The following is a 26551-nucleotide window of genomic DNA, read 5'->3' as shown; positions in this document are numbered from 1 at the left end:
CCCCGTACGTAGTCATACAGTAGAAAGCATTACAGGAAAAGGGTGACCCATATGATAGAGATCAACCAAATATCTAAAAGCTTTGCAGGGAAAGATGCTGTGAAGGACCTCGATTTGTCCATCCCTGATGGAAAAATCTTTGGGTTTCTGGGACCGAATGGTGCCGGAAAGTCAACGACTATCAAAATGATGACAGGTATTTTACCCATTGATAAGGGTTCCATTGTTATGAACGGAATCGATGTAAGCAAAGATCCCATAAAAGCAAAGCTTCAGTTTGGCTATGTACCGGATCGATCGGATATTTTCCTTCGTTTGAAAGGAATCGAATACTTGAATTTTATTGCAGATGTATTTGAAGTATCTCAAGACATGAGAAAAGAGAAAATTGAGTATCTAACGAAGAGTTTTGGTATTTACGAGGCGTTGAATGATCATATTCAGACCTATTCACACGGGATGAGACAGAAAATAGTTGTCAGTGGAGTTCTTCTTCATGATCCAGATGTATGGATTCTTGACGAACCCCTTACTGGACTTGATCCTAAATCTTCCTATACATTAAAAGAAATGATGCGTGAACATGCATCAAGAGGAAAAATCGTCTTTTTCTCAACCCATGTCCTTGAAGTAGTAGAACAATTATGTGATGAAGTGGCCATCATTAATAATGGTCACGTGCAGTTTAAAGGGAATATGGCTGAAATGAAGCAGCAGTTTGCAGAAGATGACAACCTTGAGCGCTTATTCCTGGAGTTGACGCAAAATGAATAAAGCCTGGAAATTAATGCGGATTATGGTGAAAATGCAACTTTCCATGGCAAATAAAAGTACGACGGAGAAGGTCGGCTACCTTCTGATTGGGCTTATGATGATCCCTTTCGGCCTCCTCGTGCTATTCTTCATTCAAGGTTTAATTGGAAGTATGTATGCAGCGCTTGAACCTCTTGGCAATGAAAGTGTCATTCTTGGGCTCTTGTTTGTCATGATGACCTTCTTCTATTGTTTTATCAGTATAGGAACCGTCTTAAGTTCCTTTTATTTTGCGGAAGATGTAGAATCTTTTATCTCCCTTCCTTTTGAACCCTATCAAATTCTGTTTGGGAAATCTGCCGTTCCCTTTTTATCTTTGTATGGCCTGAACAGCATTTTATTGCTTCCTTCCCTTATCTTTTATGGAATACATAGTAGTTCAGGGATCCTCTATTACCTATTCGCTGTATTAATCTGGGCGTTTACACCTATTATTCCTTTTGTTCTTACAGCGATTATACTAATGTTCATTATGCGTTTTGCCAACATTTCAAAAAACAAAGACCGTACAAAAGTGCTCGTCGGGCTCATGGGATTTATCTTTGCTATAGGCATTAATGTTTTGCTACGGTTGGATGCTGGAACAGGGAACAGTGATATCTCCCAAATGTTCACCCAACAAAATGCCCTGTTGGAACTCATTACGAAGTTTTTCCCAACCGCTTATTTTAGCAGTATCGCTCTAACAGAAATCGGATCTTGGACGGGGCTTCTTTATTTCCTTACTTTTGTATGTCTATCGGTTGCTGCCATTGTTCTCTTCCTTACGGTCGGCCAACGTTTCTATTTTAAAGGGGTACTTGGACTGTCCGGGGGCAGACGGAAGACATTCAAAGAAGAAAAGATGCAAAAACAGTTAAAACCACAATCCGTATTCGTGAGCTTATGGAAGAAAGAAATGAGAATCATTTTAAGAACACCCACTTTCTTTACACAAATTGTTGTCCAAAGCCTATTCTTCCCTCTATTCTTTATTGTTCTAATCATTATGGACCCTAATGGTCCGTTAACCGGCTGGGGCTCTCAATTAAATGAAATGGAAGGAAAAAAAGTAATTCTCAGTATGTTCGGGTTGACTGTCGTTGCTTTAGGGATTAACCCTGCTTCCTTTTCTTCCATCTCAAGGGATGGGAAAAGCTGGTTCAATCACTTATATTTACCGATCCCTGCTTCAAATATTATTTTAAGCAAACTTCTTGTTTCTTTTTTCATAAACTTCCTATCTCTTTTACTGTTAAGTGTCGCAGCATTATTTGTATTAAAAGTTCCCCTGATGATCTGGCTAGTTTGGTTTATTATTTCTCTGATCACAGGTTGGATTGCAAGCATGGCAGGGTTAATGATTGATTTCTATAGTCCAAAGTTAAATTGGACGGATGAACGGGAAGTTTTTAAAGGAAGGTTCATAGGGATCGTTCCTCTTGCACTTGAAGCAACCGTTTTCGGAGTTATTATTCTAATTCTCTGGACCAGTGGATTGCACGGCATATGGAGCACAAGTGCTGTTTTGACCGGCATCTTAATTATCTTGACTGTGCTCATTCAATATTTCTTAACGATGATGGTCAAACGGAAATACTACAACATTCTTTAATTTCGATGAACTATCTAAAAAAGCTTAGAGGTGATCACCTCTAAGCTTTTTTAATCCTTTGTATAGTTCAATAACCATCTTAAAAAATCATTCCCCCGGAACTATGGATTCCCTTCTCCCCATCCATTCAAAAAAACTATCACCTCAAACCGGGAGTATAGGAATCATGATTTAACCACCAAAGAAGAAATCAAAAATGTTTCCAGCTTTGGAAGCATTTTGATTATAAAATTCTGAGTACCCGCAGTTTTTACAATACACGACCGTGAACTTGTTGTTCTGTACATCCAACATCTTCGCAAGCCCGGCTCCGGTCATCGCTACATCCTTCTTCCCTGCATCTGTACTCCCACATTTAATACAACCTTGATTGCTCATTTATACTACCCCCTTTAAAGAATCGGTTATTTTACAATCATAACCGGGCACTTTGCTCTTTTGGCTACTTTGTGACTTACACTTCCCAACACCATTTCCTGCAAAGTATTTAACCCTCTGCTGCCAATAACTACAAGATCGAAAGCATTCTCATTCGCATATTTAACGATGGTAGGCCCTGGCTCCCCATGCTCGATAGTGATTTGATAGGGAGCATTTTTCTCTTGAAGAATGTCTTCAATCGGCTTGAGGCGCTGCTGACGACGCTGTTCAATCATACCTTGATCACCTTCGGAAAGTACATCGGATTTGGATTGATCTCCATCGATAACATATATGATTGTAACCTTCCCATCCCCTTGCAATTTAGCAAGCTCAGCAGCACGTACAGCTGTTCGAATAGAGTGATCTGATCCATCTGCAGCTAATAGAATCTTCTTATACATTCGAATTCCCCCGAACCTTATTCACATATTTTATCCATTTTACCATGTTCTATCATTTTCATGGAAAGAATTCGCTATATAGTAAAATATGAAAAAATATATTTTGTATAAACAGGGGGTATATAAGCGAAATATCCAGAAATACAGAGTAAAATAGAAATTTATGCGCTTACATACAGTTATGTAAAATATAAGATAGGTGATATAATCTGATCGTTCTTGCCGGATTTCCGTATTGCCACGGGGCAATACAAAAAATAAATAGAAAGAGGTGCGGAATTGAACACTGAAACAATAAAACAACAATGGTTTGGAAACGTAAAAAACGATGTGCTTTCAGGCATGGTCGTCGCTATGGCGCTCATCCCTGAAGCAATCGCTTTCTCTATCATCGCTGGAGTCGACCCCATGGTAGGATTGTACGCTTCCTTCTGTATCGCTGTCGTTATTGCCTTTATGGGTGGTCGTCCAGGGATGATTTCTGCTGCGACCGGGGCTATGGCTCTTCTTATGGTTACACTAGTAAGAGATCATGGCCTTGAGTATTTGCTTGCCGCAACAATCTTGACTGGTATTTTACAGTTTGTTTTAGGTGCCCTAAAGATCGGCCAATTTATGAAGTTCATACCAAGATCGGTCATGATTGGTTTTGTAAATGCTCTTGGAATTCTTATTTTCACATCACAACTTACTCACTTTGAAGGAGCAGGAATGGCCATGTATATCATGGTTGCAGGGTCCCTGGCTATCATTTATATTTTACCAAGATTTACAAAAGCAGTCCCTGCCCCTCTTGTTGCTATCGTATTAATGACCATTATTGCGATTACAACAGGTACTGGTCTTAAAACAGTCGGGGACATGGGAGAATTATCTAGTACTCTTCCTATCTTTTTAATTCCGGATATTCCTTTGACATTTGAAACGCTTCAAATTATCTTTCCTATTTCACTGGCTCTTGCTTTCGTCGGTTTGCTCGAATCTCTATTAACAGCTCAAATCGTCGATGATATGACAGATACGGTTAGTGATAAGAACAAAGAAGCACGCGGACAAGGTGTAGCTAACGTTGTTTCTGGCTTCTTTGGGGGAATGGCCGGCTGTGCCATGATTGGACAATCCGTTATAAATGTAACCTCAGGTGGACGTGGACGTTTGTCTACACTTGTGGCAGGTATATTTATGATGCTGTTAATCATCGTATTCAACGACCTTCTGGTCCAAATTCCAATGGCAGTACTCGTTGGTGTCATGATCATGGTTTCGATTGGCACATTCGATTGGAGTTCATTGACGAAATTCCACAAAACACCAATATCAGATAGTGTGGTCATGGTTGTCACGGTCGGTACGGTTGTAAAAACACACGATTTATCTAAAGGAGTATTAGCCGGTGTCATTCTAAGTGCGATCTTCTTTGTCGCTAAGATCTCCAAAGTAAAAGTCGAAGAGGTTTACGATGAAAGTACAAAGAAAATGGTTTATTACGTCAGTGGTCAAGTATTTTTTGCTTCTACAGACAATTTAATGAAACATTTTGATTATACGGTGAATGCAGATAAGGTGGAAATCAACTTCTCCGATTCACATGTATGGGACGATTCTGCTGTAGCAGCGATTGATAAACTCGTCTTGAAGTATCGTGAATATGGAAAAGATGTGGAAATTGTCGGCCTCAACAAAGACAGTTCTCAACTTGTACAGAAATTAGCAGTCCACAATAAAACAAATGCTACCTTATCTAACCATTAATGCAGAAAAAAAGTGCAAGGCTCATGGCCTTGCGCTTTTTTATCTATTATTCTTTTCTTAACATACTGTAAACACATGAGTCCTTCCATTTTCCTTTCACAAGAAATTCACTCCTCAATATTCTTTTTTTATCATCCCGACCCGACTTTTTCTTTTATAGAGGCTTGTCTAAGCTTGAAGGAGCAGCAACCCTGTGAAACTGGAAATGTTTGTTGAAACTAAGTCAATCATCAACTCGACAGCTTCTAGGGCCCTCTATCTCAATTGCGATGTTTTACTTTCGATCAATAAGGATCTCTCTGCACAAAGAAAAGACAGTCTTCTTCTGAATTCGGTCCCCATGGCTGATGTTTTACCTCTTCACTGGAAGAATCAGAGTGGAAATCTGACCAGTCCTCATGCAACTTCTCGAAGATAAATACGATCATTTTCTTTCATAAATTCCACTCCACCGCGTCCTCCTGCATCCATCCTATTCAATGCGCTTTTTTAGTGCTTGCATCCAAGGAGCTGGGTCTTCTTTTACTGTATAAGCCCGTACACCCTTTAATGTATGCAAATATAGAAGTCCATATGTAGAAGAAAAGCTCTTATAAGAAACATCATGGATAGCATGAAGAGGGAAGGTTTCTTTTGGTGCGATGACCTGGGTTTCGTATAATTCTAACCACTCTTCATGTTCCAAGTAATGCTGCTGATTATTTTTAATCACACGTGTCCGTTCATAGACAGGGTGAGAACAGATCAAATTCAACCGTCCCTTCTCTTTCTTAATGTCTACGTTTAGTATAGCTCATTTTAAAAGGCATTGCTTTAAGAAAAGAGCAAAGCTTCCTGCTTTCTTTTCATGACATTATATATTAGGATAGTAAAGGTGTTTTTTTTGCACATCCTAAACACAACTGGAGGAACCATCATGAGCAATCGCAATAAAGGATTATTATTATTACTTATATCTGCTTTCGGCTTCTCTATGATGGCTGCACTTGTCAAACTGTCTGGAGATGTTCCGACTGTACAAAAAACCTTATTCCGTAACCTTGTTTCCGCGATGATCGCATTTGGCTTCGTTTTATATAATAAAGAGCGTTTATTCGGAAAAAAGGAGAATCAGAAATTACTACTCTCACGCTCTGCGTTAGGAACAATCGGAATGGTTCTGTTTTTCTATGCCATCGATAACCTTGTTCTTTCTGATGCAGATATGTTAAATAAACTCAGTCCCTTTTTACTGATTATTTTTTCAGCTATCTTTTTGAAAGAAAAAGCGAGATTATATCAAATTCTTGCTATTATTATTGCCTTTATCGGGACGCTCTTCATTATCAAACCTGCGTTCTCCCTTGATTTCATCCCTTATCTTGCAGGGATATTCTCAGCTGTCTTTGCAGCAGGAGCTTATACACTTTTACGTGTATTAGGAGATAAAGAGAAGTTTTACACCATTGTCTTTTACTTTTCATTCTTTACAACGGTGACTCTCCTTCCTTTTACGATTGCCTTTTATGAACCCATGACATTGAAACAATGGGTGTATCTCCTGTCAGCCGGTGCGTTTGCTACACTGGGTCAATTTGGATTAACCATCGCGTATAAATTTGCTCCTGCTCGAGAAATTTCAATCTTTTTCTACTCGACTGTGGTTTATTCAGCCTTAATCAGTATTATACTGTTCGACCAAGTGCCTGACTTTCTTAGTATTCTAGGTTACCTAACCATCTTTGGCGCCTCATTATATATGTTCCTAAAAAACAATAAGGAAGCTAAAAAGGGGGAGGCGACTCAATAGTCTTCAACGGAGCAGCTTTCTTGGAACATCCTGACTAAATGGGAAAAGCGGCCTTTTCTGCCGCTTTTCCCATTTACTATTCGTTTCTCATTTTTTTTAACTTGGTTAGGGTTTCATTGTATTCCGTTTCTAAATCTTCTACACAATCCTTTGGTCCAGGCATACTCAACCGACTGATTAATTCGGATAATCTCGTTTCCAAAGCCATTCGGTCATACATTTCTTCATCTGCTTCCGGCGAGTGGACGGAATACTCTTCCCATTGTATCCACGTCCCATTGAATGGCTTTAACTCCCTCTTTTCGATCATCCACAGTTGGTCTGCTGTTCTTTCAATAAATGTGCGATCATGAGTCACATACAGAATCGTCCCTGGAAAATCTCTAACTAAACTCTCTAATGCTTGAATGGCATCCAGGTCTAAGTGGTTGGTTGGTTCATCCATTACTAATAAGGATGCTCCGCTAGCTATCAACTTAGCCAGCGAGAGTTTTACACGCTCCCCTCCACTCAGCTGGCTTAATGTTTTGTTCATTTCGTCAGCACTAAACCTGAGACGAGCTAATATAATCCGGATGGTAGTTTCAGACATATCACTCCCATCGCTCACAAAATCATAGACGTTTTTTTGTTGAGGGAGGTCTTCCAAAGCCTGATGGAAATATCCGATTCTCACTCCTCGGGCTGCCCACTCCCCTGTGTTCAGAAGATGCTGGATAAAAGTAGATTTGCCTGTGCCATTTTCACCAATCAACGCCGTTTTGGAACCCGTCTTAAGAAACAGTTTAGGTGAACGAAATAAAAATTTTTCCCCAGCTTTAATCACAGAATCATTGATGACGCCTATCGTCTTTTGGTGTGATGGGTGTACATGAGCAAATTCCATTTTTACTTGATCCCACTCCATGGGCTTATCCTGTTTCTCTAATCGTTCTAATCTTCGTTCAAGTGTTTTCCCTACACGCTCTACTTTCTTTTGCTGGGCAGCTGCTTTATTTTTACCTAGCTGCCATTCTGAATTCCCCATTCGTTTAGGAGGCTTCCTCATTCCTTTGGATTGGGCCTGTTTCTGACGAATTCTTGCTTCGATCCTTTTCTTTTCTTTTACATACTGTTCATGTTTTTCATATTGCTGTTTTAGTTTCAGCGCTTTTTGCGCCTCATAAAAATGATAATCCCCATGATACTCATTCAATTCTCCCTCTTCCAGTTCCCAAATTTTATTACAACAGCGATTAAGAAGTTTGCGATCATGGGAAACGATCAGATATGCCCCTTTGTGTAAGAGCAGCTTCCTTTCTAGTTCCTCTATATGGGACCAGTCCAAGTTATTGGTCGGTTCATCAAGAAAAAGGAGGGAGTGACCTTCTTTAAACAACAGTTCAAGCTTCACCAGCGTCTTCTCCCCACCACTTAACATAGAGGAATCCCATTCGCTGTCATTCAATTGTTTCATCAAGCCATAGGTGGTATGCCAATCCACCTGCGGTTTTACATCCAGCTCCCCTGTTAAATATTGAAGGAGAAGACTTTTACCAGCTCCATTCCGTCCTACTAAACCGATTCTTTCCCCTTCATGAATCTTGATCTCGGGGATGTTCAATAACGTTCGATCACCTATTTGATAATGAACATTTCTCGCGCGCATTTTCATCATAAAAAAACCTCCCTGAACCGTTCCAGAGAGGTTGGCTTTCACTAAAGCCTTAGAACACACCACAACATCCGTAAAGAGTGCGCTCAAAGCAATAGAAACCTTTTTATATAAAAAAAGGCAGACCAATCCTGTATCTGGAACGAGTGATTATTGTTATTCTCATACTCGTATAGCAACAGGATTAGTACTTCATTGCTTTAAACGTCATCCCCTTCTTTTATGATTAGGTTTATTATATGATGAAATTTCTGAAAAATACAACCCTAAAATGAGGAGAATTTATAAATGGGGGAATGCGGTCTTATTTATGAAGGTGGAGTAATAGACTGGATTTGGTCCTTTCTCTTTATGATGACAAATTCCAAAGGTTGATCTAAAGAAAATCACCCTCTTTTACAGAGAGGATTACTCTCCTCCCCCGTCTCCACCTCCATCCGAATGATCGAATGGATGAAATCCGGGTTGCCACGTACTTTCTTCTTTTTTTGAGGAGACCGTCCGGCTGCTTGTAGATTGACCAAAAAAACGGAATAAAAGAACTAAAAAAGCAATCACTAGCACAAGACCCAGGATTGTAGTGAACATACCATCACCCCTTTTTAAATACATACGGTCGGAACTGACAAAAGTTTCAAAATATTTCTTATTACGGATAGACGAAGAACTTCCAATTTGGTATAGTTATGTAATTTACTACTTCAACTTGATCGAAGGAGGGAAATCCAATGATTCCTAAGAAATTGAGAAAGGGAAATGAAATCAGAATCCTATCCCCTGCTAAAAGTTTATCCATGATTGATCAGGATCAACAAAAACTGGCTGTACGAAGACTGAATGATGCGGGTTTCCAAGTGACATTCGGTACCTATGCTGCTGAAGAGTATAATCATATTTCAACTCCTGTCGACCATAGGGTGAATGACATTCACGATGCCTTCGCCGACCCAAACGTTAAAGCGATTCTAACCACGATCGGAGGGTATGACAGCAATCAATTATTAAGTGATCTTGATTATCAAGTCATTCGCCAGAACCCTAAAATTTTTTGCGGATATTCTGATATTACAGCTCTTTCAAACAGTATTTACCGCAAAACAGGACTTGTCACATATAGCGGCCCTCATTTTTCTTCCTTCGGTATGGAACAAGGAATCGACTATACTTACGAGTTCTTTTTAAAAGTCTGCAGAGAAAAAGACCCGTTTAATATTCCACCTGCTGAATCATGGAGTGATGACCACTGGTATTTGAATCAAGAGAATCGTCAATTCCATAAAAATAACGGGTATAATGTTATCAATGAGGGCATTGCTGAAGGTACATCCATCGGTGGAAACCTATGCACACTAAACTTATTACAGGGCACGGAGTTCATGCCGTCCCTTGAAGATACGATCCTTTTTCTTGAGGATGATCTATTGTCAGATGCCCCTACCTTTGATCGGAATTTACAATCATTAATTCATCAACCGGGATTTTATGGAGTGAAAGGTATCATTATTGGACGCTTCCAGAAAGATTCAAAGGTGAAAGACCGAGACCTTCAACAAATCATTCAATCAAAGAAGGAGCTTACTACCATTCCTGTCATCTCTAATGCAAGCTTTGGTCACACGACACCGATTTTCACCTTTCCGATTGGCGGTCAAGTAAAAATGAAAGCCTATAACCATGACACCACAATCGAACTGCTGAAATATTAAAACGAGCGCAGAAGGCCCTGCGCTCGTTTCTCTTACTTTCGTATTAAATCATAAAGCTTATAAACTCGGCCGTTTTCTATTTTTTTCGGCTCTTTTAGGAGGTTCATTAGTACACCTGCAACTTCATCTGGTGACCGCAAATCCCCTTCTTCTTTTAACTTTCTGAATTTCCCTACATCTGCAAAAGAATCTTCTGATGAGGAACGAATCTCCCCTTGCATGTCCGTATCCATAACCCCTGGACTGTAGGCAAAAATTGTGTGCCCTTTACTTTCCTGTTCAAGAGCAAGCGTCTCTGTAAAACGATTGATGGCTGCTTTGGAGCTGCTATAGGTGCTCCAGCCATGAATCGTTTTCTCTGCTGCCCCTGATGTAATATTGATAATCCCCAAAGATACCCCCAGATCATTTGCCTCTTTCAAACAACGATTTACAAAAAGGATAGGAGCTGTGACGTTCACTTGCATATGTTTTTGAACGGCATCTGCTTCCAGTTGACCTACGGTTTCAATGGGATCAATAACCCCAGCGTTGTTCACTAGATACACATAATGAGTTTCTTTTTGAAATGCGATTTCAGCTATTTGATCCAGCCCTTTATCCAACTCATCTAAACGACTCAAGTCACAACTGATGTGGTGAAAATCCACCCCCTGCTTTTCAGCCAATGATCTTAACTCTTCATTTCCTGATCGCGATACAGCAATAACATGAACATTCTGTAATATATACTGGCGGGCTATCGCTTCCCCTAATCCTCGGGAAGCTCCTGTTACAATTGCATACTGCATCTAATTCATCCCCTCTATCTGATATTTTCAGTTCCCTTTGCATTCCCTTTTTTATCATAAATTAAAACACTCCGACATGAAACTTTACAAGCCTTTTTCCAAACGATATGATAAACAAAGCATATGCGGACGTGTAAAGGAGTCTACCTATGAAGTATTTCTTTCTTTTTATTATCTATGTAGTCGGCCTTGTCGTGTCCAGCCTCGGCCTTGCGCTGATCATTAAATCAGGCCTTGGGGTCGGGCCCGGAGACAGCATTGCCGTCGGCCTCTCCATACACCTTCCCGTTACGGTGGGGAGTGTTATGATTGCCGCCTTTATTATCCTTTTGCTCGTTAATGCCAAATTGGAACACAAAAGGCCGCAATTTGAATCTTTAATTCCTATCATTATCCGAGGGCGGACCCTTGATATTTTTCTTTATGGAATGCTTGAAAATATGAACTATGACACATGGTGGGCCCAATGGGGGATCTTCTCTCTCGGTTTACTAGCGACAGCCGTCGGCATATCCATTTATTTACGTACCCCTTTTCCCCGTATTCCACTTGATCACTTCATGATGATCATGAATGAAAAAACGAAACAATCAAAAAGTACAGTTCGGATCTTTTCAGAGTCCGTTATGGCTCTGATCGGTTACTTACTCGGCGCTCCTGTAGGCATTGGAACACTGATTGTCGCCCTGCTTTTAGGCCCCTTCATCCAATGGTCCTTCCAATGGGCAAGACCAATCGCTCGGTTATGGTCCGATCCAAAGAAAAAAGCAAACCAGAAGGCGTGACCAAACGTCACGCTTATCTTATTCATCAAAGGATAGTTGAGTAATTCCCGTTTCTTCAAGCTTCCGGCCAATCTTTTCTTCAAGCTCAAGACGTTTCTCCAGCTGTTCTTCCGTTAAGTTCTCCTCTAAAGGACCGTAAAGAGCGGTCAATTCTTTTTCAGCCAGCTTTTCGATCAGCTTGTCCCAAAAACTGAATTCATCATACTCATCCACATAGGAATCCAATAAGCTTGTTTCAAAGTTTATATCAAGGTCATATACACCCATCTGTTCCTCATATACCACTTTGTCTTCAAGACCTGCCGCTTTGTATTTAGACAATACAAGTTCCCGGACATCTTCAAAGGCTTCATCCAGTTCAAGTTTGGTAGAATTGACCATCCAGGTCCCTAGGAATACCATTTTAACAAGAGTTTCATATTGCTCTTTTGACATTTCAATGTTTACTTTACTCAATACTAACCGCTCCTTATATCATTTTCATTGGCATTATAGCATACCCCTGATATTCTCAACATTATCCCCGCCATTCATACTGGTTCCCCTATCCTCCACACTCAGATCCGAGATATCAGGGGTTTCCGTTACGTTTAATAGCGTTTGGAGTGTAGGTAGGATACCACTCGCTTTCCGGCCCACATGATGTAAAGGCCATTCGGTGTTAAAGAGCCGTCCAAATAGCATATAACTAAATTTAAATCCTAGCGTTGAACATAAAAAGACCGATGAGATGTTTTCATCCATCGGTCCATGCCTTTATTCCGTTGCTGCCTGTTCCTTTAGAAATGAATCCTCTGCTAAAATATTTGCATCTTTTTCATAGCATTGTTGCAGCTTCCGGGTAATTGGGCCAGGACGCCCATCACCGATTTTCTGCCCATCAACCTTCAATAACGGCATTACTTCTGAAGTACTACTGGATAAGAAAAGCTCTTCTGCATTTGGGAGATCCTCTATACGGAAAGCTTCCTCGATAAATTCAATGTTTTCTTCCTTACAGAAAGCTTCCACGCGCATACGGACACATCCATGGAGAATATTCTTCTTAGCCGGATGTGTGTACACTTTTCCATCTCGCACGAAATACACATTTGATGAACTGCACTCTGTCACTTCCCCGTTTTTATGAAGAATGGCTTCATAACTTCCACTCTCTTTTGCAGCCTGCTTTGCCAATACGTTTGGCAGCAGGTTGAGACTCTTAATATAACACCAGTCCCAGCGCACATCTTCCTGCGTAATCGCAGTGACCCCTTCACGTAAAAATTCCAAAGGACGAGATAGATCTTTTACGTAGGCATATAAGTTTGCATTGGTTTGATAAGGGAACGCATGATCCCTCGGAGCAGACCCACGTGTAATTTGCAAATAGACACTTGCATCTCCGTCTACGTCGTTCTTTTTAAGTAATTCATCCAAGCGTTGGTATAAATCTTCTTTTCTATATGGTACAGCGATCTTCACCGCAGCGGCTGAACGATATAGGCGCTCAACGTGCTCATCAATCAGATAATAATTCCCTTTATACACACGAATGACTTCATAAATTCCATCGCCGAATTGAAGCCCTCGCTCCTCGAAAGGATATTTAAGTGTATTTTGCTCAACAAAATCATTTTCAGTCAAAATATGGTTATAAATTGCCATTGTTTATGCCTCCTCAAATCAACACTGGGTTTAACGAATAGTTTATCAGAAAACACCTCTCGAATGGAGGTTCTACTTAAATTATTTGATGTTCCACTTGAATTTTTATTTTAGAGATTCTTTGTAGTAAACAGTATGATCAAAAGGTATGAGTGTTCTATTCTCTGTATGTCTATAGGGAATCCTCACGAAAAACTCAAGTGTATTCATGACAAGGCGTTCCATGTCCTTATCAAAAAATAAAGCCCTTTTGTTTTATGCAGAAGACTCATACCAGTATCGCTCCTGCCCAAAGATAGGGCAAGTCGATTCTTACGTTTATATCGGCGTCCCCTTACCCCTTTCGAAAAAAAATAGATTTGTCCCCAAACCCTCCAAATGTTAAAAATCCTTCAATCCAACTCAACGGTCGTTTCAAACCAGGCATGTTCGTAGGGGGTTCCGCCCTTTCCTTCGTCCAGGATGGGGTAAAAGTAAAGATCAATCTTATCCATTCCCTGTTTGTAACGGAATTCGTCGAACTGAACATAGCGGAAAGTCGTAAATGTACCTTCTGACGTTCCGATGGTATGGCCATTATAAGTGGATCCATTAGAATCAACGGCCTTCACTAAAAATTCAATCTGCCCTTCCTCCCGCTTCCACTCTTTTTCTCTGTTATTCATCTTATTATTGCCGACTCCATACCACATGCCTAAATATAAACCTTTGGCATTACTTTTGCTGTAGAGCTTTGTCAGATGAATACTCGAATCGTTCATTTCAAAGGAAGAGGCCGTAATGGGTTGAGGGTGCTGGGTGGGTTCTTCAATCATCGGATAGGCTTTGTCACCTTTTAGTGCATTGATTTCACGATTGTCCAAATATAGAAATACAGCCGCAATTAACACAACTGCCAAGCTGAAAACAGCCAGACGCACCTTTTTCCTCATTATAATCACCCCTGTTATATAAAGCTGAATAATAATGTCATTGTATCAAAGTGCAGGTAAGGACGTTGTCAAAATTAGAAAGGGTTTTTGTCGTTTTTTCTCTTTCTTAACTTAAAGGGAAATCCCATTCATTATAAAGCTACATAAATGGTGATAACGAGCTTTTTCCATTTAAATGGCAAGTAGAAGGTTTAAAATAAGACCATATAAAAAACTGCTCTCTCATAGAAAGAGCAGTTTAGCGATTATAAATACTTTTTCTGTACTTTCTTACCTCCGTAGCTAAAGACCACGTCACGGCTCTCAACTTTTGTCTCTAGATGGACGTTCCGGCCCCACAGCTGATAAATATAAGGGAGCGTTTTTTCCAAATAACCGACATCCAATTCTACCTCTTCAAAGTGATGTTTCAAATAGAGTTCACCACTCTTCACGTAATCCCCGTCCTGGACGGTTATATATGGAAAACCTCCATTAACCCTCATTGTTACAAGCTGATCACGGACGGCTTCATGATCCTTATCGGTGATTTTATATTTTTGGCCTTGTTTTTGGAAAAGGTACAAATCCTCACGTCTGGTTAATTCTTTCGTTAAATAATTACGGATAAAACTTTGATCTGATTCAATCTCCCGGACTTCAAACATCTTTTCCCGTCCTGTACCCGGCTCTACTCCGTGTTTGATCATTTCCTCTGTCGGGTTGTTATAACGTTCTTCGATATCCTCAAAGATTTTTAATCCTAAATAATAGGGGTTAAGCTGAGTTTTACTCGGCTGCACCACGCTTGCATTCAATTTAGCAAATTCAACAGATTCATCACTCGTTAAATCCATTTCTCTTAGTATGCGTGCATGCCAGTAAGAGGCCCACCCTTCGTTCATAATTTTCGTTTCCAATTGTGGCCAGAAATACAGCATTTCCTCCCGCATCATGGTAAGAATATCACGTTGCCAGTCCTCTAATTCCCTGCTGTATTGTTCGATGAATAGCAGTAAATCCTTTTCCGGCCTCGGGGGGAATTTCTTCTGTTTACGGAAAGTAGGTTTAGCTTCAGAGGATGATTCGTCCATTTTCCATAGGTCATCATACTCCGTTTGTAAAGGTTTCTCCTCACTTTCTTCTTCTTCCATCGTCCAGGCAAGTTTAGGCCTTACAAGGGATGGATCGATATGTTCCTGAATGGCCAGCACGGCATCCAGGAATGATTCCACTTCCTGCTTTCCATATTTCTTATCGTAGGCCGATATTCGCTCCGCCGTCGCTGCCATACTTTCTACCATATCCCTCTTTGTGTTTTGGAAGCGGGCATTATTTTTGAAAAAATCACAGTGGGCCAATACATGAGCCACAATAAGCTTGTTCTGAATTAAACTGTTAGAGTTCAACAAAAAGGCATAACAAGGGTTCGAGTTAATGACTAGCTCATAAATTTTGCTCAGTCCCAAGTCATATTGCAACTTCATTTTGTAATACTGCTTTCCGAAACTCCAATGAGAGAAGCGCGTCGGCATCCCGTACGCTCCGAATGTATAAATAATATCATCAGGACAGACTTCGTAACGCATCGGATAGAAATCAAGCCCGAACCCTTTAGCGATTTCAGTGATTTCCTTGATCGCATGTTCGAGATTCTTTTGGTCATCTGGTCTCAAAGATGCCCCCTCCTTCGATTTCGCTTATTTTTACTATATGAGAGTAAAGCAGCGAACATGAAGATTCAGGACATCTTATCCTGTCCTACCCTAGAATTTTAGCCATTATGTACTCATCTACCGGCTTTCCATGGACAACCAGGGCGTGTTTTTAACCCTTCTGTTTCAAACCCCATTTTGCTATAAAAATGAATGGCCCATCATAGCAAAAAACCAGGAACCCTGATAAAGGTCCTGGTTTTTATTTTGCTTATGAGCGTTGATCAGGGAATATACGATCGACCATTTCACCAAATTCTCGGAAGAATCCACTAACTGGTTCGCCGTTTCTGGTATTTTCGATATAATTGTTCGTCAAGTCAACGAAATCAGGATTCGTTGAAATGTAAACATTGTTTATATCCTGATCAGATGCTTTCACCGCTTTTTTAATCTGCTGTTCCATTTCATCAGAGACTTCGTTTTTATCTCCTCGAGGGTTATCAAGCTCTGCCGCTACATAGGCATTATCACGTGTTTTTAACACGTAAACTTGATCTACACCCTCCACGTTTTTCTCAATGCGGTTGGCTGCATCTTTGGCAATTTTATAATTGGTGTTTTGCGCCGTATCACGACCATTATCATTTTGGTTCGCATCCTGGCCATTTTGAGCCATGTCTTCAGCTGATCGCTCAAAGTTTGTGTTTTCTACACCATTATTATTGCCATTATCACCGGCATCCTCCTCAGCTTGACAGGCCACAAGAGATCCGGCCGCTAATAATCCAATGGCGAATGCTTTCATTTTCATGTTGTTCAACCTCCTTCCATATTTAAGGTTAGTATGTGTGTGTATCCATCAAATATGCGGTTGTAAATTCAGTCAAAAGGATGAATGAATGGGAAATGAAAAACCCTCAGGTCATAATAAAGACCGAGGGTTAGCTGTTTGTAAAAGGTAGGTTCCACCATATATGTATAAAGAGTAAATAAACGAAAAAAATAGCATTTATAAATAAAAGAAAAACTAAGACCAGTTTGAAATAGCCCTCTACTTTCCGGTAGTTGTAGCGTATAAATATAAATCCGGCAACAAGAAGAAGATAAAGGCTGATAAACCAGACCCACGTATGATTGGTGGATCCATCAAAACCTAGCTCATAACCAATAGCATACAAAAGCCAGGGAGCTAGAAAACCCAGTATGGACACAGGTAAATATTTTTGATCACTTTTTATGTAAAAAAGAGAAGCGGCAGCAGCAGCCATTGTTATTCCCCCAATGATTTCCGATATGAGAATCATCACATGCTGGGTTGCATCGGATTCGGCTGTAACCAGGCTTAAAAATAAAAACAAACCAAAGGTGATGACACATCCCAGGTTCGTATAAAGAAAATTTTTCTCTGTCATCACGAAGACTCCTTCCATCAAAAGCAAAACTTTTCCATACTATCATAACAAAATTTCCAGTCTTTTGCGGAAGAAATACGTAAAAATGTGTCGGGTTTTCCAGAACTGTGACGAACTCTCTGATTGAGTCAAGAAGCAGCCGGAGATAATAAGACCACTCCTTTCACGAAGGAAGTGGCATTGAAATGAATCATTACGATTACGATAAAGCTCTTCATTTCATGATCTGGGGTCAATGGGACGACTTGCTCGTACTCATGGTACGCACAAAGGATGAACTGCTTTCTAAAAAGATCGAAACTTTCCTCCATGCGTGTTACTACCCAAGTAAACAAAGTGAAATGCTCGAATCTCATGAAGCATTGTTGAGCTATATCGATCACGCACAAACAACAACACTACAACCTGAATACTTCACATTCAGTTAAATTCCCAGCCCTTGTCGTCCGTATTTCGGATGACAAGGGCTGGAATTATTCACCACTTATATACGTGGATAATTCTGAATAAGTGGATGCAAGTGCATTTCATCGATCACCATATGATTTGGTGCAAGGGCCATATAGACAACGGCTTCTGCTATATCATGGACTTTAAGCCATTCTGCTTTCTCCGGATCTCCTTGTTTGCCATTAGCAAAATATGTATCCACCATCCCTGGGTTGATCGTCCCCGCACGGATCCCATCTTTCCTGACTTCCTGAGCTAATGACCCCATGAACCCTTGAACCGCATATTTTGTTGAAGTGTATAAAGCCCCACCTTCAGGGATGGTATAACGGGAGACATCCGAGGCAACTGTAATAATCGTTCCAAACCCTTGTGACTTCATAATAGGAAGAACCGCTTTTGTCCCAAGGAAAACACCTTGAACATTAATATCATACGTACGCCGCCATTCTTCTACAGTAACCTCTTCAATCGGTTTAAAATCGCCAATTCCCGCATTGTTTATCAGAATATCCACTTTCCCATACGCCTTCTTTGTTGCTTCGACCACTTGGTCGACTTCATTTTCATTGCTGACATCAGCTGTATAAGCAAGAACCTCTTCATACCCTTGTTCTTCTAATTCACTTTTTGTCTTATGGACTTCCTCAGAACTGCCGATAATCGATAATCGTGCTCCTTTTTCAGCCATTTGAAAGGCAATCTCTTTTCCAATTCCTCTTGATGCACCTGTAATGATGGCTACTTGTTTGTTCAGCATAAATGATTCCTCCTCTGACGTTCCTTCCGGTTTTGTGTCTGTTTTCACTTTAAATCAGCTATAATTGTTTAAACTTGCTTCCTTTCAAGTTTTCCTTTTTCCACCGATCCATAAAAGAAAAACATCCTTACATTCAAAGGCTTGCTCGATTCTTTCATACTGCATCAAATCGAGTTTTGCTTTTGTGCTCTTTCTTCCCTCTCCAATTTCCAATCCATTTCATCGTACTTAACCTTCAACCCCTCTGTCCAGATATAAAAAGACTCTCATCCCAAAAATGTATGAAAAAAATGTTCCATAACTTCGTGGATCGTTGGAGATAGACCAAAGAACGAAAAAACAAAATATCATGAACGACTCCTTGAAATTCTTTACAGAGTGCAGTATACATCCTTGTAATTGCTCAAAAAGCGCAAGTTTCCCAAATTACCATCTCCAATTATTTTGGTGACAAAGACGAACTCTTATTCGGAACAGGGAAGAATTTTATATTGGACTATTGGTAATTATCTTCTTCCTTCATCATTTCATAATGAGCATAGGAATCCCTCATCCGCTTTTTATTCACACCAAAATCTGAGTAACCGAATCGTGAAGAGAAGTGGAAATGGATCAGCGATTAGTCTTCATCAGAATTAAAAAACTACGTCATCTTTACACACTTAAGCCTCTTGGTTGTACGATACTATGGATATAATTATTCATTTCCGCCTAATTGTTGTTCTGTCCATTTCATGGAAACGTTTTTAATTAAACGTTTGGTTGTTTCAAGGTCCTTCGTAAAATGTAAGGGGCCATTTTCTTTTTTGGACTGATCCGTTTGGATACATACACAGCTCGTGGATGTGAGGCAGTTAGAAACTTTTCCATCTTTAACTCAATATGAGATTAACTCATGGATTTCCCTCCTTTTTGTACACGACACTTTTATATATTCACTAAAAAAACACCCCTCAGCTGCTAGGAGTGCTTTCCTTTAGAATTATTTTCTTTTTTGCCGTTGTTATGGGAAGGTTTTTTCTTATGGTTTTTTTCTTTTTTTGATTTATCTTTATGGTGGTTAGGTTTGTTATCGGGGCCTTTTCCCTTATCTTTTGGACTGGGGGACTTATGTTTATGTTTTTCTTCTTTACGCTCTTTATTTTCCTTACTCTTCGGTTGTTCTTTTTGATTGTCAGTCTTTTCATCTTTCTTCTTTTTCTGTTTCTTATCAACTTTATCTTTCTGGTTGACAGGGGGTTTTTTTTCTTTCTTCTGTTGACCCGGTCCATGGTCATTTCCTTGCTGATTGGCTTGGTCAGACTTTAAGTCCTTGATCACAGGTGGATGAGGATGAGGTGAAACAGGGATGATCGGCTCAACGGATGCATCAGACTCTTTCTGTTCTTCATTCGATGACTCTTCTTTATAAAAGGATTGAATGATTTCTTTATCGTCATCTTCAACGGTAACAGGTAAATCTTCCTCTGTATCTTTATTCCTCTTCTTTTCATCTATTCGATCTGCCATCATTTCATTAACGGAGGCCTTTTGTTCATGTGCTTTTTTTCGTAATTCCTCGGGTACCAGGAATGTAGCAATTGAAATTTCCTCGGACCGATCCATAAGAAATGTTTCCATTTCTTCCGTATAATCCTGATTGATATTTTCTTTCAAATAACTAATGCCAATCAGTACTTGGTGGGCATCATTCACGTATCCTCTTTCTTGACTTAACTGAATCAATTCAAACGTGACGGCAGAGGCGTCGTTTTTCTCCCAATCATCTAAGGAAGAAACAACTTCTTTGGCTTCTCGATTTTGAGGAATCACATCGATCACTTGCATCTTATCATTTAATTCTAATTCCACGCTTGGGTTTATATCAATATTCACATAGGCGTAAGCTTTGTTACTCCCATACCAGGAAAAGATGGGAAACAGTGTCATCAAAAAAACAATAGCAACAACGGCTACTCTTGTATGATGATTACGAAGCACTTGAGCCCATTGATGCAGCACTTTAGGTTCATGGGCGGTTTTGAAGTGTACTTCCATCCCTATCTCCGCTTGTTCAATGTTTTCAGCACGATGAAATTTTCCATCACTTGTCATGACAATCATATATTCCTTCTGCTGTTCCATGACAATACCTTTTTTCACATACCCACCCCTTTCAGGTAATCTTTAAGATATACATAATCCCCGTTCAGGATGAGAACCAATGCAATGATGAACTTTCGGTTACGTTCTAATGTTTTCTTACTTACATCGACCCGGTGGACTAAATCCTTTATCGGTAACCGTCCTTTATCTATGACCTGGCTACGTAGAGATTCATCCTGAAATACAAGTCTCGCCACTTGAACAGCCGATTCCCTTGCATCCCGGTGCTTTGGAGAAGCATCAATCAGCTCATTGAAAGAAAGCTTATACTTTTTCAATTGAGCTTGGAATTCCATTATCTCTTCTTTACGATGCCAAGCTTCTGTTTCCATTCGAAACTTTTCCTTGGCTGCGGAAATCTCGAGCGGGTTTTCCATTTGTTCTTCATCATGAAAATCCTCGTCAAGAGAGGTGACTTGTACTCGTTTTTGTTCATTACGAATGTGATCAATCACTTTCCTCTTAATTACAAGTCTCGCGAAAGAAAGAAAAGAACTCCCTTTATCACAAGAATAGGATTGAATAGCTTCATTAAAAGCCAGCAGACCGATGCTGAACTCATCATCTTGTTTTGGATCTATATATCTTTTACATACTTCAGAAACACTTTTGGCGATGAAAGGTTGATACTGTTTCAGCATTTCGTTTCTTGCTTCCTCATCTCCCTGTTTGGCTGAAGCGACTTGTTCATCCAGGGAGGTGTCAGCTTTTTGAAAAAGACGTTTGATCAACCTTTATCACCTCCAGCCTATTAATGTTTTCGATTATGGCGGTATTTTTTTGGGTGTCTTTTTTAAGATTGTTTCAATTATGTTACAAAGTGTATCAACCAGTATTTCCGAAGTAGTGGATCGTGCAGGGTAAGTAAAAAGGTATTGTATGTGACCATGACCATTTTACTGAACATGGCAGGCGTGGTCTACATCATAGGGGTTACATTTTATTAAGTAACGATTTCAAAAAATAAGACCTAAGACTCTTCTCTTTTCTCCCCAGCATTATTCATTTTGTTAAACAAATATTTTTAGGTATTTGTACCTAAAAATATTTCATACTAAAGGGAAACCTAGTGCTGGTTTCCCTCTTCCGCTCGTTCATGATAATAATCAATGGGGACAGCAAGACCTACTCGTCCTTCTACATTATCATGAAGGGTGGCAAAAACCACTCCGATAACTTTTCCTTCATTATTTATGACGGGACTTCCGGAATTACCACGATAAATCGGTGCATCAAGCATAAGCACTTCTCGATTCCAATCGGACAATGCTTTATATCCAATCACGTTCCCTTGATTGGCGATTCCTGTAAACTTTAAAGGGTTCCCAATAAAATAAACATGCTCCCCATCCTCAAACGTTGTTCGCTCTGCCAGCTCTATATAAGGAAGTTCATCTCCTTCAACATCAAGAACGGCAAGATCAACTTCAGGATAAGAGGCAGTCACTTCTGCCCCGAACAAACCATCTTCAGGAAATCCCACGGAAATCCGTTTTTCTCCTTCAATAACATGGTGATTCGTAAGGATATGACCTTCTGAAGTAAAAGCAAAACCAGTTCCTTTACTTTCTCCTGCCTCAACAACCACCACAGACTCCTTGTAAGTTTTTACTTTTTCATCCGTCGACAACTTGGCAGAAGTTATAAGAAAATCTATAGCAGGGATTGAAAAGGTATTAGGGAGAACAGCGACAATGTTTAGGATCATCATCATCGCAATCAACCAAAATATCCACTTTGGGAAAGGCCGTTTCACCTTTTGCTCTTCTTTATCTATTCTCTCTTGTTCATAGGCTTTCCGCTTTTCTTCCTGAACAAGCTCGTATAACTCTTCCTCATCTATTTCTTCATATAAATCTTCATCAATAACATCTTTATTTTCACGGTCTTGCTCATTCATGGAACCTGCCTCCATATCATGAGTATTGAGACCTATACCACATTTTTGCCTACCGTGCCTTGCTGCATTTGATACATACGGTAGTACTCACCTTTATTATGAATTAACTGCGGGTGGGTCCCTTGTTCCATTATTGTACCATGATTCATTACAAAGATCTGATCCGCCTGTTGAATGGTAGATAATCGATGGGCAATCACGAGTGTGGTCCGTCCCTTTTTCACCACGTCCAACGCTTGTTGAATGAGCTTTTCGGTCTCTGTATCGATATTAGCCGTAGCTTCATCCAAAATTAATATAGCAGGGTCAAAAGCTAAAGCTCTTGCAAAAGAGATCAGCTGTCGTTCCCCCATGGACAACGTATCACCTTTCTCCTTGACCGGTTCATCATATTTTCCAGGTAATTTCTCAATAAATCGATCTGCTCCGACAGATTTCAGCGCCTTGACCGCCATTTCCCGGGAAATACGCTCATCCCTCATAGTGACGTTTGACAATATCGTGCCCGAAAAAATAAAAGGATCCTGTAATACAATTCCCATATGACTGCGCACTTGCTGTCTTGACCATTCCGTAGTGGTTTGACCATTAATCTGAATGCTCCCCTTCTGTGGGTCATAAAAACGGAAAAGGAGATTCATAATAGAGCTTTTCCCTGATCCTGTATGTCCCACAAAAGCAGCTGTCTCGCCCGCCTTGACTTCAAAGGAAATATCCTTCAATACATCATTTTCTTTTTCATAGGCAAACGTGACTTGATTAAAACTAATATTCCCTTCATACCTTCCCTTAGATCTGTTTTCAAAACCTTCTCCTTTCTCATTAAGTATTTCAAAAACCCGGCCTGCAGCTACCCGCGCCTCCTCTAGTTGGGGAAGTTGATTCACCAGATCTGTAACCGGTTGAAAAAGTCGGTTCAAGTAATCCACAAAGGCGTATAAAACCCCTGCCGTAACTATTCCTTCAGGACCTATGGACCCTGCCCCGAAATACCAGATGAAGGCAACAAACGCGAGGTTTCGCAAAACATTGACCAGGTTAAAAGATGTCAGTGCACTAAGTCTTATTAATTTCCTTTGATAAGTGAAATGACGCTCATTTAGTTCTTCAAACTCCTGAGAGGTATTCCCCTCCTGGCGAAAAGCTTGAATAATCGACATACCTTGAATCGCTTCATTTATCTTCCCATTCATATCACTGACGGCTGTTCGGACTACCTGATTATATTTCCCTGCATAACCTTTGTACAGTTTCATCCAAATGGCTAAAACCGGAATCAATAGTAAACTTAATAAGGCAAGCTGTACATCTAACAAAAGCAAGGCAATATAGATGCCTCCCATATAAAAGAAACTAGTTACAAAGGTTGCCATCACTTTTACATATAGCTCACGGATAGCTTCTGTGTCATTGGTTACCCGTGCCACTATTTTCCCAGCAGGCTGATGGACGAAAAACTGGATCGGAAGGGTATGGATGTGAGAAAAAAGGTCATCCCTCATTTTTCTGATGATCCTGTTTGATGATTTTTGCAGTAAAAAGGTATGGATAAATTGGAACACAGCTGCTACAAGCAACAATCCCGCATATAAACCGAGAAGCCAATACATAGACGGCATTTCAGGGCGAAAAAAGCGGTAGAGCTGCTCAAGCCCTATTTTTTCAGCAAGAACCGTGTAGGTTTGATTCGATGTCTCTATCGTCAACCTTCCATTCTGCCACTCCCTTGTACCTTGTAAAGGAACCTCTTCATCTACAAAATAATAATGGCGTCCCACTTGTAAAATGGTATGAGTCGATCGGACTTCATCCGAATTCTTCCATCTGTCTGAACGTTTGTAGAGATCCCCTTGATAAGAGACTGTATGTTCATCTTGTTCCCCTACTTGGTACCATTTATTTTCTATTCCGATAATATGCTGATCAATCATTTTCTTGGCAATAAAAGGACCGGTGAGTTCCAGTGCAACAGCGATGACCAGGCAGACAAGACCAATAAAAATGGATTTACGGAATAACCATGCATAATGAAAAAGCTTTCTTTCTGTAGAGTTTTTCACCGCCCTCTCCCCCTGTCTTTCAACTGTTGATGTTCATACTGGCTCTGGTACCATCCGCCGTTTTGTGCCAATTCTTCATGTATTCCCCGTTCCACTATTGAACCTCCGTCAAGAACAAGAATTTGATCAGCATGAGTTACTGCAGAAAGACGGTGGGCGGCAATAAACGTTGTTTTTCCTTTTCGTTCTCTCCTTAAATGATTAAGAATTTCAGCCTCAGTTTTGCCATCAACGGCAGACATAGCATCATCCAATAATAGAATTTCCGGACTCATCACAAAGGCTCTTGCTATGGAAATTCTTTGCTTCTGTCCACCAGAAAGGGTGACACCACTCTCTCCCAGTTTTGTATCAAGGCCATCAGGAAGATGTTTCATATCCTCTAATAAATGGGCAAGTTCTAACACTCGATAAATTTCTTCATCAGTAGCTCCCGGTTTACCAAATTGAATATTTTCTCGTACCGTTTTGGAGAATAGCACCTGGTCTTGCGGAACATACCCAATCCATGCTCTTGTTTGATCAAGACTAAGATTTTCAATAGGAATCCCATTCATTTTCAGCCGGCCCTCTGTGCCTGGGTATTCCCTTAATAATTGACGGAAGAAGGTTGTTTTACCGGCACCCGTTTTCCCCACGATTCCGATTGTTGCACCCTGCTTCACAACAAGATCAATATTCTTAAGGCTATAGGTTTTTGTTTCTGGATATTGGAAGGAAAGGTCATGAAATACGATTTCCCCGGGCTTATCTAGGGATATCGATGGTGCCGGGTTCACAACATCCGGTTTATAATTTAGGGTAGATTGAACACGATCCAGAGAGGCATTCCCTCTCTGGAGAACATTGATCAGCTCTCCGACAGCGAACATAGGCCAAATTAACATCCCTAAATAAACATTAAATGATACCATTTCCCCTAATGTGATCTGGTTTTTAAATACTAAATTTGCTCCATACCCCAGTCCGATCGTATAAGAAAGACCGACCAAAACTTTAATCGTGGGTTCAAAAAGAGCGTCAACCTTAGCAACTTGAATGTTTTTATCATACACATCTTCCGTCATCTCATTAAAGGAGGCTTCGTCATTTTTTTCCTGCACAAAGGCTCGAATGACCCTAACGCCCCTGATTGATTCGAGTACTTGATTGTTCATCTCCCCAAAGGATTCTTGCGCTTCTGTAAAGCGTTTATGAATAACCTGACCATACCTATTCATGATCAGCGCCATAACAGGTAGAGGAATAAGTGCCGCAAACGTTAACGGCCAGCTGATCGTAACCCCCATGACCGCAATGATCATCAGCATAAATATTGTAGAGTCGACCAGCGTTAGAATCCCAAAACCAGCCGTCATCGTTAATGCCTTAAGATCATTGGTAGCTCTCGCCATTAAATCCCCCGTTCGGTTCTTTCCAAAAAAAGTAGGTGCCATACGAAGGAAGTGATTCATTAAGCGAGTTCTCATCGTTTTTTCCATGATCATTGCCCCACTGAATAAGGTGTAATCCCACAAATAGGAAATGCAATAACTGACGATTAGAAGACCGCTATAAATTAATAAAAGTTCGATTAAACGCTCAACCGTTAACGTATTGAACTGAATTTCATCAATAGCTATACCCACAAGTTTTGGTGGCACGAGATCAATGATACTCACAATAATTAACGCTATAATGGCGAATGTATACCGTTTCCAATACTTCTTGAAAAACCAACGCAATTTAAATAATACACTGAACATCCCTACCATCCTCTCTATCCTTCACAGCTAACCGCGGCCTTTCCAATTTTCATTCCATACATTCATCTTCATGCCCCCTTTCATCTGTGATTTATAAATCCGATAAATAAATACTGAGTAGACGTTTTCCTCGGTGCAGACCATCTATAAAGTTT

26 protein-coding genes are annotated in these 26551 nt (G+C 40.2%); 7 read left to right on the top strand and 19 right to left on the bottom strand.

The window, feature by feature from the left end; all coding sequences use genetic code 11:
- Positions 1–51 precede the first annotated feature (51 nt).
- Both BLW54_RS13285 and BLW54_RS13280 read left to right on the top strand, forming a co-directional pair.
- A complete protein-coding gene (locus tag BLW54_RS13285) occupies positions 52–774 on the top strand; it encodes an ABC transporter ATP-binding protein (RefSeq protein WP_035510008.1) in 723 nt (240 codons plus the stop codon).
- Complete coding sequence (locus tag BLW54_RS13280; RefSeq protein WP_074735144.1) at positions 767–2407, top strand: putative ABC transporter permease subunit; 1641 nt, start codon at positions 767–769, stop codon at positions 2405–2407. The genes BLW54_RS13285 and BLW54_RS13280 overlap by 8 nt, the downstream gene beginning before the upstream one ends.
- Positions 2408–2578: 171 nt before the next feature.
- Here BLW54_RS13280 and BLW54_RS13275 read toward each other — a convergent pair whose 3' ends face one another.
- A complete protein-coding gene (locus BLW54_RS13275) occupies positions 2579–2785 on the bottom strand; it encodes a zinc ribbon domain-containing protein (RefSeq protein WP_035510004.1) in 207 nt (68 codons plus the stop codon).
- Between the two features lie 26 nt (positions 2786–2811).
- Positions 2812–3231, bottom strand: coding sequence for a universal stress protein (locus BLW54_RS13270; RefSeq protein WP_035510001.1), 420 nt, complete (start codon positions 3229–3231; stop codon positions 2812–2814).
- A 279-nt stretch (positions 3232–3510) separates the two neighbouring features.
- On the opposite strand from BLW54_RS13270, the gene BLW54_RS13265 reads away from it, so the two are divergent.
- Positions 3511–4983, top strand: coding sequence for a SulP family inorganic anion transporter (locus BLW54_RS13265; RefSeq protein ID WP_035510000.1), 1473 nt, complete (start codon positions 3511–3513; stop codon positions 4981–4983).
- Positions 4984–5455: 472 nt separating this feature from the next.
- Here the strand turns inward: BLW54_RS13265 and BLW54_RS13260 are convergent, their stop codons facing one another.
- Positions 5456–5737, bottom strand: a complete 282-nt coding sequence (locus BLW54_RS13260) for a hypothetical protein (RefSeq protein ID WP_231622406.1) — start codon at positions 5735–5737, stop codon at positions 5456–5458.
- Positions 5738–5899: 162 nt separating this feature from the next.
- Between BLW54_RS13260 and BLW54_RS13255 the strand changes: the two genes are divergently transcribed.
- Positions 5900–6772, top strand: coding sequence for a DMT family transporter (locus BLW54_RS13255; protein ID WP_074735142.1), 873 nt, complete (start codon positions 5900–5902; stop codon positions 6770–6772).
- A gap of 76 nt (positions 6773–6848) precedes the next feature.
- Here BLW54_RS13255 and abc-f read toward each other — a convergent pair whose 3' ends face one another.
- Positions 6849–8429 (bottom strand): ribosomal protection-like ABC-F family protein, encoded by a 1581-nt coding sequence (gene abc-f, locus BLW54_RS13250; protein ID WP_074735140.1) that lies wholly within the window; start codon positions 8427–8429, stop codon positions 6849–6851.
- A gap of 405 nt (positions 8430–8834) precedes the next feature.
- A complete protein-coding gene (locus BLW54_RS13245) occupies positions 8835–9014 on the bottom strand; it encodes a hypothetical protein (protein ID WP_074735138.1) in 180 nt (59 codons plus the stop codon).
- Between the two features lie 140 nt (positions 9015–9154).
- Between BLW54_RS13245 and BLW54_RS13240 the strand changes: the two genes are divergently transcribed.
- Positions 9155–10132 (top strand): S66 family peptidase, encoded by a 978-nt coding sequence (locus BLW54_RS13240; RefSeq protein ID WP_074735136.1) that lies wholly within the window; start codon positions 9155–9157, stop codon positions 10130–10132.
- Positions 10133–10164: 32 nt separating this feature from the next.
- On the opposite strand, the gene BLW54_RS13235 is transcribed toward BLW54_RS13240, so the two are convergent.
- Positions 10165–10923 carry a (S)-benzoin forming benzil reductase gene (locus BLW54_RS13235; protein WP_035509990.1) on the bottom strand — a complete coding sequence of 253 codons (759 nt, stop codon included), beginning with the start codon at positions 10921–10923 and terminating at the stop codon, positions 10165–10167.
- Between the two features lie 149 nt (positions 10924–11072).
- Between BLW54_RS13235 and BLW54_RS13230 the strand changes: the two genes are divergently transcribed.
- Positions 11073–11708, top strand: coding sequence for a YczE/YyaS/YitT family protein (locus BLW54_RS13230; RefSeq protein ID WP_035509987.1), 636 nt, complete (start codon positions 11073–11075; stop codon positions 11706–11708).
- A gap of 18 nt (positions 11709–11726) precedes the next feature.
- On the opposite strand, the gene BLW54_RS13225 is transcribed toward BLW54_RS13230, so the two are convergent.
- The 6 genes from BLW54_RS13225 to BLW54_RS13195 form a co-directional block, all read right to left on the bottom strand.
- Positions 11727–12164 carry a hypothetical protein gene (locus tag BLW54_RS13225; protein ID WP_074735134.1) on the bottom strand — a complete coding sequence of 146 codons (438 nt, stop codon included), beginning with the start codon at positions 12162–12164 and terminating at the stop codon, positions 11727–11729.
- A gap of 300 nt (positions 12165–12464) precedes the next feature.
- Positions 12465–13355 carry a D-amino-acid transaminase gene (dat, locus tag BLW54_RS13215; RefSeq protein ID WP_035509982.1) on the bottom strand — a complete coding sequence of 297 codons (891 nt, stop codon included), beginning with the start codon at positions 13353–13355 and terminating at the stop codon, positions 12465–12467.
- A 392-nt stretch (positions 13356–13747) separates the two neighbouring features.
- Entirely contained in the window at positions 13748–14287 is a 540-nt protein-coding gene (locus BLW54_RS13210) for a hypothetical protein (protein ID WP_035509981.1), read from the bottom strand.
- A gap of 245 nt (positions 14288–14532) precedes the next feature.
- A complete protein-coding gene (locus BLW54_RS13205; protein ID WP_035509978.1) occupies positions 14533–15942 on the bottom strand; it encodes a SpoVR family protein in 1410 nt (469 codons plus the stop codon).
- A gap of 250 nt (positions 15943–16192) precedes the next feature.
- A complete protein-coding gene (locus tag BLW54_RS13200; protein ID WP_035509977.1) occupies positions 16193–16735 on the bottom strand; it encodes a YhcN/YlaJ family sporulation lipoprotein in 543 nt (180 codons plus the stop codon).
- A 130-nt stretch (positions 16736–16865) separates the two neighbouring features.
- Complete coding sequence (locus BLW54_RS13195; RefSeq protein WP_074735128.1) at positions 16866–17336, bottom strand: hypothetical protein; 471 nt, start codon at positions 17334–17336, stop codon at positions 16866–16868.
- Positions 17337–17521: 185 nt separating this feature from the next.
- Between BLW54_RS13195 and BLW54_RS13190 the strand changes: the two genes are divergently transcribed.
- On the top strand, positions 17522–17764 hold the full coding sequence (locus tag BLW54_RS13190) for a YhdB family protein (protein WP_035509973.1): 243 nt from the start codon (positions 17522–17524) through the stop codon (positions 17762–17764).
- 56 nt (positions 17765–17820) lie between these two features.
- Here BLW54_RS13190 and BLW54_RS13185 read toward each other — a convergent pair whose 3' ends face one another.
- The 7 genes from BLW54_RS13185 to BLW54_RS13160 all read right to left on the bottom strand — a co-directional run bounded on the left by BLW54_RS13185 (position 17821) and on the right by BLW54_RS13160 (position 26396).
- Positions 17821–18546, bottom strand: coding sequence for an SDR family oxidoreductase (locus BLW54_RS13185; protein WP_035509971.1), 726 nt, complete (start codon positions 18544–18546; stop codon positions 17821–17823).
- A gap of 496 nt (positions 18547–19042) precedes the next feature.
- A complete protein-coding gene (locus tag BLW54_RS21325) occupies positions 19043–19159 on the bottom strand; it encodes a hypothetical protein (RefSeq protein ID WP_369332864.1) in 117 nt (38 codons plus the stop codon).
- Positions 19160–19506: 347 nt separating this feature from the next.
- Entirely contained in the window at positions 19507–20688 is a 1182-nt protein-coding gene (locus BLW54_RS13180) for an anti-sigma factor domain-containing protein (protein ID WP_074735125.1), read from the bottom strand.
- Positions 20685–21422: an RNA polymerase sigma factor SigI gene (gene sigI, locus BLW54_RS13175; protein ID WP_035509967.1), complete on the bottom strand. Its 738-nt coding sequence runs from the start codon at positions 21420–21422 to the stop codon at positions 20685–20687. The genes BLW54_RS13180 and sigI overlap by 4 nt, the downstream gene beginning before the upstream one ends.
- A 335-nt stretch (positions 21423–21757) precedes the next feature.
- Positions 21758–22591, bottom strand: a complete 834-nt coding sequence (locus BLW54_RS13170) for a S1C family serine protease (protein WP_074735123.1) — start codon at positions 22589–22591, stop codon at positions 21758–21760.
- A gap of 32 nt (positions 22592–22623) precedes the next feature.
- Positions 22624–24651, bottom strand: a complete 2028-nt coding sequence (locus BLW54_RS13165) for an ABC transporter ATP-binding protein (protein WP_074735120.1) — start codon at positions 24649–24651, stop codon at positions 22624–22626.
- On the bottom strand, positions 24648–26396 hold the full coding sequence (locus BLW54_RS13160) for an ABC transporter ATP-binding protein (RefSeq protein WP_074735118.1): 1749 nt from the start codon (positions 26394–26396) through the stop codon (positions 24648–24650). The genes BLW54_RS13165 and BLW54_RS13160 overlap by 4 nt, the downstream gene beginning before the upstream one ends.
- Positions 26397–26551: the final 155 nt, after the last annotated feature.

This window comes from Halobacillus karajensis, assembly GCF_900108515.1.
Lineage (GTDB): Bacteria > Bacillota > Bacilli > Bacillales > Halobacillaceae > Halobacillus > Halobacillus karajensis.
Note: the sequence above shows the minus strand (reverse complement) of the source record. Positions and strands in the feature narration are given on the sequence as shown.

What these genes read in the sequence shown, in the direction of transcription:
- BLW54_RS13285 (WP_035510008.1), top strand. Translation starts at nt 52, where the DNA reads ATGATAGAGATCAACCAAATATCTAAAAGCTTTGCAGGGAAAGATGCT.
- BLW54_RS13280 (WP_074735144.1), top strand. Translation starts at nt 767, where the DNA reads ATGAATAAAGCCTGGAAATTAATGCGGATTATGGTGAAAATGCAACTT.
- BLW54_RS13275 (WP_035510004.1), bottom strand. Translation starts at nt 2,785, where the DNA reads ATGAGCAATCAAGGTTGTATTAAATGTGGGAGTACAGATGCAGGGAAG.
- BLW54_RS13270 (WP_035510001.1), bottom strand. Translation starts at nt 3,231, where the DNA reads ATGTATAAGAAGATTCTATTAGCTGCAGATGGATCAGATCACTCTATT.
- BLW54_RS13255 (WP_074735142.1), top strand. Translation starts at nt 5,900, where the DNA reads ATGAGCAATCGCAATAAAGGATTATTATTATTACTTATATCTGCTTTC.
- abc-f (WP_074735140.1), bottom strand. Translation starts at nt 8,429, where the DNA reads ATGATGAAAATGCGCGCGAGAAATGTTCATTATCAAATAGGTGATCGA.
- BLW54_RS13245 (WP_074735138.1), bottom strand. Translation starts at nt 9,014, where the DNA reads ATGTTCACTACAATCCTGGGTCTTGTGCTAGTGATTGCTTTTTTAGTT.
- BLW54_RS13240 (WP_074735136.1), top strand. Translation starts at nt 9,155, where the DNA reads ATGATTCCTAAGAAATTGAGAAAGGGAAATGAAATCAGAATCCTATCC.
- BLW54_RS13235 (WP_035509990.1), bottom strand. Translation starts at nt 10,923, where the DNA reads ATGCAGTATGCAATTGTAACAGGAGCTTCCCGAGGATTAGGGGAAGCG.
- BLW54_RS13230 (WP_035509987.1), top strand. Translation starts at nt 11,073, where the DNA reads ATGAAGTATTTCTTTCTTTTTATTATCTATGTAGTCGGCCTTGTCGTG.
- dat (WP_035509982.1), bottom strand. Translation starts at nt 13,355, where the DNA reads ATGGCAATTTATAACCATATTTTGACTGAAAATGATTTTGTTGAGCAA.
- BLW54_RS13210 (WP_035509981.1), bottom strand. Translation starts at nt 14,287, where the DNA reads ATGAGGAAAAAGGTGCGTCTGGCTGTTTTCAGCTTGGCAGTTGTGTTA.
- BLW54_RS13200 (WP_035509977.1), bottom strand. Translation starts at nt 16,735, where the DNA reads ATGAAAATGAAAGCATTCGCCATTGGATTATTAGCGGCCGGATCTCTT.
- BLW54_RS13195 (WP_074735128.1), bottom strand. Translation starts at nt 17,336, where the DNA reads ATGACAGAGAAAAATTTTCTTTATACGAACCTGGGATGTGTCATCACC.
- BLW54_RS13190 (WP_035509973.1), top strand. Translation starts at nt 17,522, where the DNA reads ATGAATCATTACGATTACGATAAAGCTCTTCATTTCATGATCTGGGGT.
- BLW54_RS13185 (WP_035509971.1), bottom strand. Translation starts at nt 18,546, where the DNA reads ATGCTGAACAAACAAGTAGCCATCATTACAGGTGCATCAAGAGGAATT.
- BLW54_RS13170 (WP_074735123.1), bottom strand. Translation starts at nt 22,591, where the DNA reads ATGAATGAGCAAGACCGTGAAAATAAAGATGTTATTGATGAAGATTTA.
- BLW54_RS13160 (WP_074735118.1), bottom strand. Translation starts at nt 26,396, where the DNA reads ATGTTCAGTGTATTATTTAAATTGCGTTGGTTTTTCAAGAAGTATTGG.